Annotated in this window: 13 protein-coding genes and 1 pseudogene; 9 read left to right on the top strand and 5 right to left on the bottom strand. The window is 71.9% G+C overall.

Features of this window, described 5'->3' with window-relative positions; all coding sequences use genetic code 11:
* From FV229_RS28170 to FV229_RS19030, 5 genes and pseudogenes are all read left to right on the top strand, one after another.
* A pseudogene (locus FV229_RS28170) lies at positions 1-214 on the top strand (hypothetical protein); the annotation flags it as partial.
* Between the two features lie 110 nt (positions 215-324).
* On the top strand, positions 325-1425 hold the full coding sequence (locus tag FV229_RS19045) for an MlaE family lipid ABC transporter permease subunit (protein ID WP_246688252.1): 1101 nt from the start codon (positions 325-327) through the stop codon (positions 1423-1425).
* Positions 1426-1450: 25 nt separating this feature from the next.
* Complete coding sequence (locus tag FV229_RS19040; RefSeq protein ID WP_147753467.1) at positions 1451-2260, top strand: ABC transporter ATP-binding protein; 810 nt, start codon at positions 1451-1453, stop codon at positions 2258-2260.
* Between the two features lie 88 nt (positions 2261-2348).
* Positions 2349-3431, top strand: a complete 1083-nt coding sequence (locus FV229_RS19035) for an MlaD family protein (protein WP_147753466.1) — start codon at positions 2349-2351, stop codon at positions 3429-3431.
* A gap of 121 nt (positions 3432-3552) precedes the next feature.
* Complete coding sequence (locus FV229_RS19030) at positions 3553-4140, top strand: ABC-type transport auxiliary lipoprotein family protein (RefSeq protein WP_147753465.1); 588 nt, start codon at positions 3553-3555, stop codon at positions 4138-4140.
* A 116-nt stretch (positions 4141-4256) separates the two neighbouring features.
* Here the strand turns inward: FV229_RS19030 and FV229_RS19025 are convergent, their stop codons facing one another.
* The 3 genes from FV229_RS19025 to thiE form a co-directional block, all read right to left on the bottom strand.
* Positions 4257-4880 carry an XRE family transcriptional regulator gene (locus FV229_RS19025; RefSeq protein WP_147753464.1) on the bottom strand — a complete coding sequence of 208 codons (624 nt, stop codon included), beginning with the start codon at positions 4878-4880 and terminating at the stop codon, positions 4257-4259.
* A gap of 126 nt (positions 4881-5006) precedes the next feature.
* Positions 5007-5819 (bottom strand): bifunctional hydroxymethylpyrimidine kinase/phosphomethylpyrimidine kinase, encoded by an 813-nt coding sequence (gene thiD / locus FV229_RS19020; protein WP_147753463.1) that lies wholly within the window; start codon positions 5817-5819, stop codon positions 5007-5009.
* On the bottom strand, positions 5816-6541 hold the full coding sequence (thiE, locus tag FV229_RS19015; RefSeq protein ID WP_147753462.1) for a thiamine phosphate synthase: 726 nt from the start codon (positions 6539-6541) through the stop codon (positions 5816-5818). Before thiE ends, thiD begins: the two co-directional genes overlap by 4 nt.
* 264 nt (positions 6542-6805) lie before the next feature.
* Between thiE and FV229_RS19010 the strand changes: the two genes are divergently transcribed.
* Both FV229_RS19010 and FV229_RS19005 read left to right on the top strand, forming a co-directional pair.
* Positions 6806-7798, top strand: coding sequence for a hypothetical protein (locus tag FV229_RS19010; protein WP_147753461.1), 993 nt, complete (start codon positions 6806-6808; stop codon positions 7796-7798).
* A 186-nt stretch (positions 7799-7984) separates the two neighbouring features.
* Complete coding sequence (locus FV229_RS19005; protein WP_147753460.1) at positions 7985-11248, top strand: autotransporter domain-containing protein; 3264 nt, start codon at positions 7985-7987, stop codon at positions 11246-11248.
* A 302-nt stretch (positions 11249-11550) separates the two neighbouring features.
* On the opposite strand, the gene FV229_RS19000 is transcribed toward FV229_RS19005, so the two are convergent.
* Together FV229_RS19000 and FV229_RS18995 are read right to left on the bottom strand one after the other, a co-directional pair.
* Positions 11551-13806, bottom strand: coding sequence for an HWE histidine kinase domain-containing protein (locus tag FV229_RS19000; RefSeq protein ID WP_147753459.1), 2256 nt, complete (start codon positions 13804-13806; stop codon positions 11551-11553).
* A gap of 7 nt (positions 13807-13813) precedes the next feature.
* Positions 13814-14173 carry a SelT/SelW/SelH family protein gene (locus FV229_RS18995; protein ID WP_147753458.1) on the bottom strand — a complete coding sequence of 120 codons (360 nt, stop codon included), beginning with the start codon at positions 14171-14173 and terminating at the stop codon, positions 13814-13816.
* Positions 14174-14429: 256 nt separating this feature from the next.
* Between FV229_RS18995 and FV229_RS18990 the strand changes: the two genes are divergently transcribed.
* On the top strand, positions 14430-14990 hold the full coding sequence (locus FV229_RS18990; RefSeq protein WP_238272725.1) for a LemA family protein: 561 nt from the start codon (positions 14430-14432) through the stop codon (positions 14988-14990).
* 12 nt (positions 14991-15002) lie between these two features.
* Positions 15003-15729: TPM domain-containing protein (locus FV229_RS18985; protein ID WP_147753456.1), on the top strand; the 727-nt coding region annotated here is incomplete at its 3' end.

Here is a 15729-nt window from a genome sequence, read left to right as displayed (position 1 = left end):
GGGCACGCTCAGCGCCGCGAACGCCACCGCGGCGGCGGGCGCCACGCTGCTCAGCGGCTTCGCCTACCGGGCCGGGGGGCCCCTCGCCTTCCTGGCGATGGCGCCGCTCGCGCTCGCGGGCCTCGCCCTGACGGCGGCGGTCGCGCGCCGGACGACGTCCTCAACCGCACAAGTCTCGGTTGCGGTGCGGTACGATACGGACCGTCAACCCTAATCTGGACATATCGCCGGCGCAGACCGGCGCCGAACAGGGACACAGGCTTCGTGCAGGCCACCGCCACCACGCCGACCCGCCGGCCCGACCGGCAGCCCGCCGGCGCGACCATCGCGCCGGGCGACGGCCGCGTCGCGCTGGACGGTCGCTGGACCGCCGACCAGGGCGGCGCCGTCGAGACCGCCGCCGCACGCATCGCCGCCGAGGCCAGGGTGCGCCCGGTGGTCGTCGACCTCGGCGACGTCGCCCGCCTCGACACCCTCGGCGCCTGGGTGCTGGAGCGGACCCGGGGCGAGATCGAGGCGGCCGGCGGACACCTGACCTATGCCGGCGTGCGGCCCGAGCACCGCATCCTGCTCGGCGAGATGCAGCTGCGCGATCCCGAGCCCGCCAGCCCCGTCCGCCAGGGCCGCGTGGTCGCTTTGCTCGACGGCGTCGGCCGTCGCGTCGTGCGCGGCGGGCACGACCTCGTCACCGGGCTCGCCTTCCTCGGCGAGGTCATCGCCGCCTGCCTGCGGGTGGCCTCGCGCCCTTCGAGCTTCCGCGGCCGCGCCTTCGTCAACCAGATCGAGCAGGTCGCCTTCCGCGGCGTGCCGATCATCTTCCTGATCTCGTTCCTCGTCGGCGGCATCGTCGCGCAGCAGGGCATCTTCCAGCTCCAGCGCTTCGGGGCGGCGGCCTTCGTCGTCAACCTGATCGGCCTGCTGATCCTGCGCGAACTCGGCGTGCTGCTCACCTCGATCATGGTGGCCGGGCGCTCCGGCTCGGCCTTCACCGCCGAGATCGGCTCGATGCGGATGCGCGAGGAGGTCGACGCCCTCCGCGTCATGGGGCTCGACCCGATCGAGATCCTGATCGTGCCGCGCATCCTCGCCCTCGTGGTCGGCCTGCCGATGCTGACGCTGATCGCGGCGCTCGCGGCGCTGACCGGCGGCGGCCTCACCGCGATGGCCTATGGCGGCCTCACCCTGGAGCAGTTCCTCGCCCGGTTGCAGGCCGCGGTCGGCGTCCACCACGTCCTCGTCGGGCTGATCAAGGCGCCGTTCATGGCGCTGATCATCGGCATCATCGCCACGATCGAGGGGTTCGCCGTGGAAGGCTCGGCCGAATCGCTCGGGCGCCACGTCACCGCCTCGGTGGTCAAATCCATCTTCATGGTCATCGTCCTCGACGGATTGTTCGCGGTGTTCTTCGCCGCGATCGATTTCTGACGAGTCCGTGCGAAACCCAGGTTCCATGCCCGAGACGAACGAGCCCGAAGCGATCATCCGCGTCCGCGACCTCGTCGTGGGCTTTCGCGACCGCACCGTCCTGAAGGGGCTGAACCTCGACATCCGCCGCGGCGAGATCCTGGGCTTCGTCGGCCCCTCGGGCCAGGGCAAGTCGGTGCTGACCCGCACCATCCTCGGGCTCGTGGCCAAGCGGTCCGGCACCATCGAGGTGTTCGGGCAGGACATGGACGGCCTCACCATCGCCGAGCGCCGCGGCGTCGAGCAGCGCTGGGGCGTGCTGTTCCAGCAGGGCGCGCTGTTCTCCGCGCTCACCGTGAAGCAGAACATCCAGATGCCGATGCGCGAGCACCTGAGCCTGTCCGAGCGCCTGCTCGACGAGTTCGCGCGCCTGAAGATCGAGATGGTCGGCCTGAAGCCGGATGCGGCCGACAAGCTGCCCTCGGAGCTATCGGGCGGCATGATCAAGCGCGCGGCGCTCGCCCGCTCGCTGGCGCTGGACCCCGAGATCCTGTTCCTCGACGAGCCGACCTCCGGCCTCGACCCGATCGGCGCGGGCGAGTTCGACGAGCTGGTCGCGACCCTGAAGCAGACGCTCGGCCTCACCGTCTTCATGGTGACGCACGACCTCGACAGCCTCTACACCGCGTGCGACCGCATCGCGGCGCTCGGCGACGGGCAGATCATCGCCGCCGGCACGATCGACGAGATGCTGGCGCACGACCATCCGTGGCTGCGCTCGTACTTCCACGGCAAGCGCGCCCGCGCGATCGTGCCGCCGGCGCCTGCGCAGATTGGAGAGCCGGCCCATGCGTGAGCGTAAGCACCGGGTGCGTGCGTCGGCGCACAGCAAGGGTGCGCCCGCGCACCGCGTGAATGCCACAGCTTGGCGGAAGGCCTGACCGATGGAGACCCGCGCGAACTTCGCCCTCATCGGCGCCTTCACCCTCGGGGTGATCCTGGTCGGCTTCGGCTTCGTGCTGTGGCTGTCGGGCGGCTCGTCGCGCCAGGTGAGCCAGGCGGTGCGCATCGTGTTCTCGGGCAGCGTCGGCGGCCTATCGCGCGGATCGAGCGTCACCTTCAACGGCATCAAGGTCGGCGAGGTGACGGACGTTCACCTGCTGCCGCAGGACCCGCGCCGGGTCATCGCCGAGATCAAGGTGGCGCCCACCACCCCCTTGCGCGCCGACACCCGCGCCCGCCTCGATTCGGCGATGCTTACCGGCGTCTCGGTGATCGCGCTGAACGGCGGCAACGCCGACGCCCCGGCGCTCGCGGCCGGCAGCAACGGCGAGATGCCGACGATCTTCGCCGACTCGTCCGACATCCAGGACATGATGGCCGCCGCCAAGCAGATCGCGCAGCGGGCCGACGACGTGCTCCAGCGCCTCGACAAGGTGGTCGCCGGCAACGAGGGCGCGATCACCCGCACGCTCGCCAACGTCGAGAGCTTCTCGAAGACCCTGGCCGAGGCCGGCCCGGCCGTCTCGAGCCTCGTCAAGGCGGTGGACGGGACCAAGCTCAACCGCGTGATCGACAACACCGACCGGTTCTCTTCGGCGCTCGCCACGTCGAGCCCCGACATCGAGGCCGGCCTGCACGACGCCCGCTCGCTCGCCGCCAAGCTCAACGCGTCCGCCGACAAGATCGACGCGGTGCTGAAGGGCGCCGAGGGCTTCCTCGGCTCCGCCTCGGGCGAGGCCGGCGCCAGCACCTTCACGCAGGTGCGCGAGGCCGCGATCTCGGTGCGCGACGCCGGCAAGGCGTTCCGCACCCTGTCCGAGAACCTCGACAAGCGCACGGCCAACATCGCCACGAGCTTCGGGCGGCTGAGCGGCACCGGCCGCCGCGAGGTCGAGGCCTTGTCCACCGACGGGCAGCGCACCCTCAACACCCTGAACCGCACGGTCCGCACCCTGGAGCGCGACCCGTCGCAGGTGATCTTCGGTGGCAAGCCGACGTTGCCGGAATACAACGGTGGCCGCTGAACGCGCCGGTTTCCGGGTCGATGTGCCCCGGCGCACGGCACGTTTGCCGCGCTCGCGTAGTTTGAACGGCACAGCTTCATCCGATCCCGGCCGTGCGGCCGGGATCGTTCAGGTATCGCGTATGCTCCGCCCCGTAACCGGTCTGGCGCTCGCCGCCGCGCTCGTCGCCCCGATGCTGGGCGGCTGCGGCGGCGGCGCGGCGCCGTTGACCTTCGACCTCATGGCGCTCCCCGCGACCGGCCGCCCGGCCGCGACCGCCCGCGCGATCGTGGTCGCCGAGCCCGTGGGCATCCAGCCGTTCGAGGCGGACCGCATCATCGTGCGCGAGGCCGGCGGCTCGCTCGCCTTCCTCGGCGGCGGCCAATGGGCCGACCGCCTGCCGCGGCTGATCCAGACCCGGATCATCCAGAGCCTGGAGAATGCCGGCCGCCTGCGCTCGGTCTCGCGCCCCGGCGACAAGGTGGTGTCCGACTACCAGCTGATCTCGGAGATCCGCGCCTTCGACATCGCCGCCGGCACCGGCGAGGCGGTGGTGGACATCTCGGCCAAGCTGATCGCGGACGGCACCGGCAAGGTCGTCGCGGCGCGGATCTTCACGGCGCGCGTGCCGGTCGCCGCGGTCGATGCCGGCAACGGCGCCCGCGCCCTCGACCAGGCGCTCGGCACCGTGCTCGCGGACATGGTGCGGTGGGTGAACGGCGGGCGCTAGAGCATTTTCCGTGATCTCCGGATCACGGAAAATGCTCTAACCTACTGTGTGGTCGCGTTTTCTTCACATGAGCCGGCATCCACCTCGCTTGAAAATGCTCTAAGCGCTTAAGCCGCTCACTCCATCACCGCCGCCTTCATGATCACCACCATGGTCGCGCGCCCCGGCACGTCGCCGGTGCAGCGCACCGCGTGCTGGCGGTCGCAGCGGTAGCGCAGGGTCTCGCCGGCCCGCGCGCGCTGGACGACGCCGCCGATCTCGACCTCGAAGCAGCCCTCCGAGACCGAAAGCGATTCCACCGAGCCGCGCTGGTGCGGATCGGAATCGAGCACTCCGCCGGGGTCGGCGGAGACCTCGTACCATTGCAGCCACTCGATGGTCTTGACCCAGCCGATGATCGCGAGGCGCACCTTGCCGTCCTCGGAGACGAGGATCGGCGTGTCGGCCCGCGAGGACTTCTCGATGAAGGGCTCCTCGTCGTTGGCCGCCAGCACCCGCTCGATCGAGACGTCGAGCGCCTGCGACAGGCGCCAGATCGTCGCCAGCGTCGGATTGGTCTCGTTGCGCTCGATCTGGCTGATGATCGACTTGGCGACGCCGGATTGCTCGGCCAGCTCGGACAGCGAGAGGTTGTAGGCCTTGCGCAGGCGCTGGATCGTCTTGCCGAGCTGCCCCGACAGCACGGCCGCCCCGCTCAGCATGTCCCGGCCCCGACCCGGCCGTTCCGCCTGTTCCTGCATCGCCGCAGCCATCCGCGCTTCGCCATTGCGTTCCGTTTATCGGAACGATCGTGCGCTACTACAAACGCAATCGCCCGGCGGATGCAAGGCGGCGCGTGTGGATGGGACGGCGTCTCAGCCGTGCGTTCAGGCCCAGACCGCGAAGAAATGGTGCACCGGCCCATGCCCGGCGCCGATCGCGAGCCGGTCTGCGGCTGCGATCGCGTCGCTAACGTAGGCCTTGGCGGCGCGCACCGCCTGCTCGAGGCTCATCCCCTTGGCGAGGCCGGCGGCGACGGCCGCCGACAGGGTGCAACCGGTGCCGTGGGTGTTGCGGGTCGGGTGGCGGGTTCCAGAGAAGCGCCGCACGAGCCCGTCGGCGGTGAGCAGGTGGTCGACGCTCTCGTCGCCTTCGGCGTGGCCGCCCTTGATCAGCACGCCGCGCGCGCCCGCCGCGACGAGGCGCCGGGCCTGCGCCGCCGCGCCGTTCTCGTCCACGGCCGCCGGCTCGTCGAGGAGGCTCGCCGCCTCCGGCAGGTTCGGGGTGACGAGGTCGGCGAGCGGCATCAGGCGGTTGCGGAGCAACATGACCGCGTCGTCCGAGATCAGCCGGTCGCCGCTGGTGGCGACCATCACCGGATCGAGCACCACGGGGATGCGCTTGGGAATCGCGTAGCGCTCGAGCGCCGCCGCGACGGCCTCGATGACCGCCGGCTGCGACAGCATCCCGATCTTCACGGCGGTGACGGCGAGGTCGGTGAAGACGCTCTCGATCTGCGCGGCGACGAAGCCGGCCGGCACGTCGTGGATGCCCTGGACGCCGAGGGTGTTCTGCGCGGTCAGCGCCGTGATCGCGCTGGCGCCGTAGACGCCGAGCGCCGAGAATGTCTTGAGGTCGGCCTGGATTCCGGCACCGCCGCCCGAATCCGATCCTGCGATGGTCAGCGCGATCGGCGTCATCGGATGGCTCCCCGCTCGGCGAGCGCCGCGTCGACCCGCGCCCGCAGGTCGCGCGCCCTCCCCTCCACCGCCTCGGCCCCGAACAGGGCCGAGATCACCGCGATCCCGTCGGCGCCGGCGGCGATCACCGCGGCGGCGTTGCTCGCATCGATGCCGGCGATCGCGCCGACCGGCACCGCGCCGCCGCGGGCGAGCCTGGCGCGGAACGCGATCCGCGCGAAGCCGTCGAGGCCGACGGGCGGGTCCGGGTTGTCCTTGCTCGCGGTGGCGAAGACGCCGCCGATGCAGGCGTAGTCCACCGGCAGGCGGTAGAGCTCGTCGGCCTGCGCGCCGGTCTTCAGGGTCAGGCCGACGATCGCCCCCTCGCCGAGCAGCCGGCGCGCGTCGGCCGGGTGCAGGTCCGACTGGCCGAGATGCACGCCCTCGCAACCGGCGGCCAGCGCGAGGTCGACCCGGTCGTTGACCAGCAGCGGCGCGCGGCCGGCGAGCGCGGCGTGGATCGCGCGGATGCGGGCGAGCGCGGCGCGCGCGTCGGCGATGTCCTTCTCGCGATACTGGAACAGGGTGCAGCCGCCGGAGACTGCAGCCGCCGCCATCTCGGCGAGCCGCCGCCCGTCGCCGCCGCAGACGCCGACGTCGAGCAGGCCGTAAAGCCGCAGGTCGACCTCGGGACCCGCCGCGCGGCCGGTGGTCGCGTTCCCGAGGCTGCCGCCCGCCTGCATCGCCCACCTCCCCGAAAGCGTTGTCGAGCGACAGGGATGCCGGCTCGCGTGAAGACCTCGAGGCATGTCTGGCCATCGCGCCGACGCTTAGCAAGCGCTTTCGAGAGCCCACGGGATCGCGCCGTCCCCGCCCGATCGTGCCCGCCGCGTTGACGGCGGACGCGGGTTTGCGGCTAAAGCAACGGCGGGCCGCGGCGCGGCCGCATCACGGGCATTCGGCCGGCTTCGGACGGCGTTGCGATGGGCAGGGCGACGGGACAGACGATGTCGGCGGACTCGCGCGCGGGCGGCACGGTGCCCAGCCCCTCCTCCGTCGGGCTCGCCGCCGCGATCATCGCCGCCACCGAGGGTGAGCCGCGGGCGCTCACCGTCCACGTACCCGACCAGGCGCCGGGGCGCGGCGACGGGCTGCCGGCCGGGCCGCTGGTCTCGGAGCACGCCACCCTCGAGCGGGGCCTGCGCGCCTGGGTCGAGCGCCAGACGCACCAGCGCCTCGGCTACGTCGAGCAGCTCTACACCTTCGGCGACCGCGACCGGCAGGCCGACGCCAAGGGGGACAGCACGTCCGGCGTCCACACCCTGTCGGTGGCCTACCTCGCGCTGGTGCGCGAGGAGCGCCCGGCGGGCCTCGCCGAGGCGGCGTGGCGCAACTGGTATCGCTACCTGCCCTACGAGGATTTCCGGAAGGGGCGCCCGCCCGAGCTCGACGCGATCGAGGCCGAGCTCCTGGCCTGGGCCGGCGCGCCAGCCGACGCCAAGCTGCGGCGCTCGCGGGCCGACCGCCTCGGCCTCACCTTCGGCCTCAACGGCGCGACCTGGAACGAAGAGCGCGTGCTGGAGCGCTACGAGCTGCTGTTCGAGGCCGGGCTGATCCCGGAGGCCGCCGGCAACGCCGGCCCCGCCCGCCCCGGCGACCCCACCGGCGTGCCGATGGCCTTCGACCACCGACGCGTGCTCGCCACCGCGATCGGGCGCCTGCGCGGCAAGATCAAGTATCGCCCGGTGGTGTTCGAGCTGATGCCGCCGCACTTCACGCTGCTGCAGCTCCAGCGCACCGTCGAGGCGCTGTCGGGCGCGCAGCTCCACAAGCAGAACTTCCGCCGCCTGGTGGCGCAGCAGGGGCTGGTGGAGGAGACCGAGGGCGTCACCAGCGGCACCGCCGGCCGTCCTGCGCGGCTCGTGCGCTTCCGGCGCGAAGTGCTGCTCGAACGCCCCGCGCCCGGGCTGCGCCTGACGCCGTCGCGGCGCGCCCAGTAGCGCCAAGTCACGCCATGGACGGCCGACACCAATCCCGGTCCTTAGCCGACGTTGTATTCTTGAATGTTGCTTTCCGGCAACGCTGGATCGGCGTGAATATTGTGACTGGATTATGACGAAGACTCGGCCGTAGAGTTCGATAGTCCTTCGCCATCGAGCGCGACGAGCGGCGCGAGGGGGCGAATCATGGACTTCAAGCAGGGCGTGTCGATCATCACGGTGATGGTCGCGACTTACGGGGCCGGCACAGCGCAGGCGCAGACCGTCAACACGACGCCGTCGAACGTGAACGTGCTGAACCTGCTCGGCCCGTTCCTCGGCCTCAACGGAACGACCGTCGGCCAGCAGACGCTGCAGCTCAACCTCTCGCAGGCGATCGCCCAGAACCAGGGTGCCTCGGTCGCCGACCAGCAGAAGGCGATCAGCGACAAGGCGCTGCCGGGCAGCGCCGCCTTCGCCACGACGATCACCCTCGCCAATGGGACCCGCGTCAACCTCGGGCCGGCCGACAACATCGCCGGCGGCCTGCCGTCGCAGGCGCCGCAGAGCGCGGGCGGCCTGAGCCCCGTCCAGCCCGTCGGCGGCCTCGGGCCGCAGCTCGGCGCGATCTACCAGACCGGCATCCGCGCGAGCAACGCGACCTCCGGGCCGCTGACCGGCACCTTCAACCTGCTGAACCAGGCCTACAGCGTGTTCAGCGCCGACCTCGGCGTCGCGAAGAACTACTTCGCCAACGGCGCGGCGACGAACCCGAGCACAACGCCGGCCGGCTACGTGCCGGTGCCGGCGGTGGCGCCCGCCGGCTACACCCTGCCCACCGGTCCCTACACGATCCCCGCCGGATCCCCCGCCGGTGCGGCCGGGACGACCGGCACCCTGCCCAACCGCTCCGACAGCGTCCTCGACCTCGCCTACGGCGTGCGCAACACGCAAGCCGGCCAGGACGTCTACGGCTCCTCGCGTCCGATCCAGGTCGCGCAGGCCCGCTACAACGTCTTCGACCCGACGGCACTGAGCGGCATCGCCACCAACCCGTCCTTCCCGAGCGGCCACACGCAGTACGCCTATACCGACGGATACCTGCTCGCGATGCTGGTGCCGCAGCAGTACCAGAACATGCTGCTGCGCGCGTCGGACTACGGCAACAGCCGCATCGTGCTCGGCGTCCACTACCCGCTCGACATCATCGCCTCGCGGGCGTTCTCGGCCTACGACCTCGCCCAGGCCTTCACCAACCCGGCCTACGTCAACAACGCGGCCACGACCGGCACGGCGATCAACGTGCCGGGCCTGTTCACCAAGGCGGCGGCCGAGTTGCAGGCCTACGAGGCGGCGCAGTGCGGCAACACCGTCGCGGCCTGCGCGGCGAGCGCGGCCAACACCGTGAACAACCCCTACCTGCCCTCGGCCGCCAACCAAGCGCTCTACCAGGCGCGCCTGACCTACGGCCTGCCGACCCTGACCTTCGCGCAGGCCCCGCGCGAGGCGGCCCCGGCCAACGGCCCCGACGCCTCGATCCTGCTGGCGCCGCTCTACGGCGGCAGCACCGCCGCCGCGCGCACGATCGCCCCGAACGGCGGCCTCTACGGCACGCTGCAGACGAGCACGATCAACCAGATCCTGGTCAACACCCAGACCAACGCGCTCGCCGCCCTCTACGGGACGGACCTGAGCTACTGGGCCCGCCTCGACCTGTACTCGGCTGCGGGCTACTTCGGGAACGTCGCCGGCACCCTGCGGATGGACGCCGCCGACACGCTGAACACCAACGTCGGAATCGGCGGCGGCGGCGCGCTCTACGCCAACGGCACCATCGCCGGCCTCGTCACCGTCAACGGCGGCGGCCTGCTGGGCGGCACCGGCACGGTCGGCGGCATCACCGCGCTGTCGGGCGGCACCGTGGCGCCGGGCAATTCGATCGGCACGCTGACGGTCTCGGGCAACGCGGCGTTCGCAGCGGGCTCGACGTTCCAGGTCGAGGCCAACGCCGCCGGGCAGTCCGACCGGCTCGCCGTCGGCGGCGCGGCGACGCTCGCGGGCGGCACCGTGCAGGTCCTGGCGGCCGCCGGCAGCTACGATCCGCGCACCCAATACGCGATCCTCACCGCGGCGGGCGGCGTCGCCGGCCAGTTCTCGGGCGTCACCGCGAACTTCGCCTTCCTCACCCCGACCCTGCGCTACCAGCCGACCGAGGTCGACCTGACGCTGACGCGCAACGACGTCGCCTTCGCGACGATCGCGCAGACGCGCAACCAGGGCGCGGTCGCCAACGCGATCCAGGCCGCCGGCCCCGGCGCCGGCGTCTACGACCGCACCGTCGGGCTCACCACCTCGGAGGCGGTCGGCGCATTCCGGGCGCTCACCGGCGACATCCATGCCAGCGCGATCTCGGCCGAGTTCGAGACGGCGTTCTTCGTCCGCGAGGCGATCCTCGACCGGATGCGCTGGGGCGCGACGCCGGGCTACGCGGACGGGGCCGATTACGGCCGCCTGCCGGCCGCCTACACCGCCGACCTACCCGGCCGGCGCGCCGCGCCGACGCCGGTGGCGGTCCGCACCCTCGATCCGCGGGTGTTCGGGCTCTGGGGCCAGGGCTTCGGCAGCTTCGGCGAGGCCCGCACCGACGGCAACGCGGCGAGCCTGTCGCGCCAGACCTCGGGCTTCGTGCTCGGCGCGGACGTGCGTCTGGAGAGCGGCTTCCGCGTCGGCGTCGCCGGCGGCTACACTTCGACCAGCCTCGACACGGCCGGCCGCCTGCAATCCGGCTCGATCGAGAGCGGCTTCGGCGGCGTCTACGGCGGGTACGAGCTCGGGCCGGTCTCGCTGCGGCTCGGCGCGGTCTACGCCGACAACGCGGCGCGCCTGCGCCGGACGGTGCTGTTCGCCGGCGTCTCTGATACGCCGAGCGCCCGCACCGGCGGCTCGACGATCCAGGGTTTCGGCGAACTCGGCTACAAGTTCGTCTTCGGCGGCGCCACGCCGCCGATCGGCAAGGACGCCGCCCCGGTCCCGGTGACGACGCTCTCCTACATCGAGCCCTTCGTCGGCGGCGCCTACGTCTCGATCGGCCGCGACCGCTTCACCGAGACCGGCGGCATCGCCGCGCTGACGGGCTTTGCCCGCGACTACGACCTTGGCACCGCCACCGCCGGCGTGCGGGCGCAGACCAGCCTCGACCTCGGCCTCGGCGTGCCGGTCTCGGCCCACGGCCTCCTCGGCTACCGCCGCGCCTTCGGCGACGTGGTGCCCACCGCGCTGCTCGCCTTCGGCGCCACCGGCCCGGCCTTCCTCACCGCCGGCATCCCGATCGACCGCGATGCCCTGGTGGCGGAAGCCGGCCTCGACCTGCGGGTCTCGGCCGCCGCCACCCTCGGCGTCGCCTATACCGGCCAGGTCGGGACCCGCGCCGAGGACCACGCGGTGAAGGGCAACTTCACCTACCGGTTCTGATCCGGCCCCGACGCCCCACCGGTCTGAAGACCCGCCGCCGCGATCATCAGCTCGCGGCGGCTTCATATTCTACGGTTCACCCCACCCACCCCCCTCATTTTGAGGTGCAGCGCAAGCGGCCTCGAAGGAGCCCTCCAGCCGGACACGCGACCACTGAAGGCCTCCTTCGAGGCTTCCGCTTCGCGAAAGCACGTCAGATGAGGGGTGGGTGGGACGGAGGCTCGTTCAGCTTCGGCATTCGGCAGGAAACCGACAGGCTCTCCGACCCGGCTACCTCGCCCCCACCCGAAACCCGAGCGCCGTTACCCCAGCCGCGGGAGCGGGGCGATCCGCGGCACGTCGGTGCCGCCCTTGCGCTCGAGCAGGCCGGGGGGCGGCACCGGGGCGACGATCGTGCAGACGACGCCGCCGGGGTCGAAGGCGAGGTTGACCTCGCCGGCGAGCTCGCGGGCGAGGCTGCGCTCGATCAGCCGCGAGCCGAAGCCGGTGCGGGTGGGCTTGGCGACCGGCGGCCCACCGCTCTCGACCCATTGCAGGGTGAGGCAGACCTCGTCGTCGCGCCGAATCGTCCAGCCGATGTCGATGCGTCCGCCCTCCCGCGAGAGCGCGCCGTACTTCACCGCGTTGGTGCCGAGCTCGTGCAGCGCCATGGCGATGGAGAGGGCGATCCGCGGCGGCAGCCGTAAGGGCGGCCCGGAGACCCGGAAGCGCGAGACCTCGGTGGCGTCGAGGGGCCGGATCGCGTCGGCCACGACGGTGCCGATCTCGGCCCCCTCCCAGCTCTCGCGGGTGAGGACGTCGTGGACGCGGGCGAGCGCCAGCAGGCGGGCCTCGAAGGCCGCGCGGGCCGCGTCCGCCTCGGCGCCTTCGAGACCGCGCAACGACTGGTTGGCGATCGACTGCACGGTGGCCAGGGTGTTCTTCACCCGGTGGTTCAGCTCGTGGATCAGGAGCAGCAGGTGCTCTTCTGCGAACTTGGCGTCGGTGATGTCGACGTTGCAGCCGGTGTAGCCGAGGAAGGTGCCGCCGTCGTCGAGGCGCGGCACGCCCTCGCAGCGCAGCCAGCGCACCGCGCCGTCGCGGTCGATCACGCGGACCTCGGTGCGGAAAGGCTTTCGTGCCCCGAAGGCTTCCGTGAAGGTCGTCGAGAAGCCGGCGAGGTCGTCGGGGTGGATGATCTTGTGCCAGCCCTCGTTGGCCAGGGCCGTCGCCGGCATGCCGAAGATGTGCTCGAAGTGCATGTTGGCGAAGCTGATCGTCGCGTCCTCGTCGGTCATCCAGATCAGCGCCGGCGCGGAATCGGCCATGTGGCGGAAGCGCGCCTCGCTCTCGCGCAGGGCCGAGAGCCCGCGGCGGGTGTCGGCGAGCGCCCGGTCGCGCTCGCCCTCGCGGGTCTTGAGGCGCAGGGACGCGTCGGTGAGCACGTCGCCGAGCCGGCGGATCTCGTGCACCGGCGAGGCGATGCGGGGGATCGCCTCGCCGCGCGAAAGGGCCGGCCCGGAGGCCGCGAGCTGCCGCAAGGGGCGCGAGACCCGCGACCACAGGACGACGGCGAGCGCCGAGGAGGTCGCCAGCACGAGGAGGCCGAATCCGCCGAAGGCCCAGACCCAGCGCCGGAGCCGGGCGTCGACGAGGGCCTGCGGGATGCTGGTGCCGACCGTCCACCCGGTGAGGCGCGAGCGCGCCTCCACCACCACGACCGGCCGATGCTGCCGGTCCTTGCCCTCCCACACCCCGGGGGTCTCGGTCTGGATCTGGCGCAGGCTCTGGAGGCGCGGGCGACCGACGACCGAGCCAGGGTCCGGCAGGCGCGCGAGCACCAGCGCCTGCCGGTCGGAGATGCCGGTGGTCCAGCCTTCCACCACCTCTCGGGCGAGGATCGCCTGGAGGCGGCTCAAGGGCGCGTTGAAGCTCAGGATGTAGGCGACGTTCGTGCCCACCATCACCGGGACGGCGACCGCGTAGGTCGCGTCGCTCGGCATCGGCCCCGGCAGGAAGCCCGTCACCATCGCCCGCTGCGTGCCCGAGGCGACCTCCTTGTCGAGCGGCAGGGCGGTGACCGGCAGCATGCCGCCGCGCTTGATCCCGGTGTTCACGATCTGCTGCCCGTCCGGCCGGCGCAGCATGATGTCGAGGTCGATCGCCTCGCGGACGAGGCGCGCCTGGGCGTCGAACGCCTCGAACTCGCCGTCCTTGAGGCGTGGCGAGGTGGCCAGCGTCTGCAGCACCGAGACCAGGCCGGCGGTGTCGCGGTCGACCGACAGGGCGATGCCGCGCACGTTCTCGCGCGCGTCCTGCTCGAAGCGGGCGCGCTCGACGGAGGCGTAGCGGGCGAGCAGGATCGCCGTGAAGATCAGGCCCGGCCCGATCAAAGCGATCACGAGCGCGACGAGGTAGACCTGCGTCGAGGCGCCGTTGCGCTCCAGCCGCGCGATGCGCCGCCGGAGCCAGTTCGGCGGCGGGCCGCGGCGGACCGGCGCGGCGGGCAGCTCGCTCGGGCTCACCGGTGCATCCGCGATCTCGCCGGGCTCGGCGGCGGGGGCGTGGTCCTGAAGCATCGCGCCATCACGGGTCGGACTTCGGCGGGTCGGACTTGGTCGGATCCGATCGAGACGGTTCCGGACGCGCCCGGTCGATATGGCCGAGGTCGCGCCCCGGATCGAGCCGGTCGCGCACCCGCTGCTTGAGGACCTTCACGTCGGGGAAGCCGCCGTCGCGGGTCCGCTCCCAGACGGTGTCGGCGCCCACGGTGATCGAGAACGCCCCGCCGGTCGCCGGGATCAGCGCGACCTCGCCGAGGTCGTCTCGGAAGGTCGAGAGCAGTTCCTGCGCCATCCAGGCGGCCCGCAGGAGCCAGTTGCACTGGGTACAATAGGTGATGGCGACGCGCGGCTTGTCAGCCGCAGCATGGGGCGTGTCATCCATGGCGCGCACAGCGCACCGCGGGGGTGGCCTTGTCAACCTCGGGCACGGCCCGTGACGGCGGACCGGACGAGCGTCGCGGAAAGCCGGCGCGGCCCTTCTCTCGGCGGGTCCGAGCCCCTATCTCACGCGGACGTGAAGTACGGCCAAGCTGGGCCGGATGCAGCTTCCAGGAGTGGTGGACATGTCGTCGAGTGCGGATTTCGCGACGCCGCGAACCAGCCCCCTCATCGCCCGGGTCGCCGGCGCGCTGATCGCGATGCTGTTCGCGACCTGCCTCTCGGGCTGCGGGGCGATCAACCGCGTGCCGACCCTGGAGGAGCAGGCGAAGTCCTCCTGGAGCGAGGTGCAGAACCAGTACCAGCGCCGCGCCGACCTGATCCCGAACCTCGTCGAGACGGTGAAGGGCTACGCCAAGCAGGAGCAGGACACCCTGACCAAGGTGACGGAGGCCCGCGCCAACGCGACCAGCGTCAAGGTCGACGCCTCGACGATCACCGACCCGGCCAAGTTCAAGCAGTTCCAAGACGCGCAGAACCAGCTCAGCGGCGCCCTCGGGCGCCTGCTCGCCACGGTCGAGGCCTACCCCGACCTGAAATCGAACCAGAACTTCCTGGCGCTGCAGTCGCAGCTCGAGGGCACCGAGAACCGCATCGCCGTGGCGCGGCGCGACTACATCGGCTCGGTCCAGGCCTACAACACCGAGATCCGCACCATCCCCGGTCGCTGGATCGCCTCGTGGTTCTATCCGGAATCGAAGCCGATGGAGACCTTCACGGCGACGCCGAACGCGGAGCGTGCGCCCAACGTGAAGTTCTAGGGCACCTCGCGCATGCTGCGCGGCGCGCGCCTCGTCCTCGCCCTCGCGGCCTGCGTCGGGCTGTGGGCGGCTGCGCTCGGCGCGGAGCTGAGCTTCCCCAAGCTGACCGGACGGGTCGTCGACGCCGCTGGCATCCTCACGCCGGAGCAGCGCGGGACGATCGAGTCCAAGCTGAAGGCTTACGAGGACAAGACCTCCGACCAGGTGGTAGTGGCAACGGTGCCGAACCTGCAGGGCACCACGATCGAGGATTACGGCAACCGCCTGTTCCGCGAGTGGAAGATCGGCCAGGCGAAGACCAACAACGGCGTCCTGCTGATCGTGGCGCCGGCCGAGCGCAAGGTCCGCATCGAGGTCGGCTACGGCCTCGAAGGCGCGCTCACCGACGCCCTGTCCCGCGTGATCATCGCCAGCGCGATCACGCCGCGCTTCAAGGAGGGCGACTTCGCCGGCGGGATCACCGCCGGCGTCGACGGCATCCTCTCGATCCTCGCGGGCGACGCGGAGGTCTGGCAGCGCAAGCCGAAGGTCCGCGCCGACGAGGTCGACCCGACGCAGGTGGCGCTCTTCGTCGGCCTGTTCCTCCTGGTCCTGTTCGTCGCGTGGCGCATGAACCGCGGCGGGAGCGGGCGCGGCGGGGGCATCGTCTTCCTGCCGGGTCCGGGCTCCGGCGGATGGAGCGGCGGCACCTCGGGCGGGTTCGGCGGCGGCTTCTCGGATGGCGGCGGGTTCTCGGGCG

The organism is Methylobacterium sp. WL120 (assembly GCF_008039465.1).
Classification (GTDB): Bacteria; Pseudomonadota; Alphaproteobacteria; order Rhizobiales; family Beijerinckiaceae; genus Methylobacterium; species Methylobacterium cerastii.
This window is presented reverse-complemented; position numbering and strand designations above follow the sequence as displayed.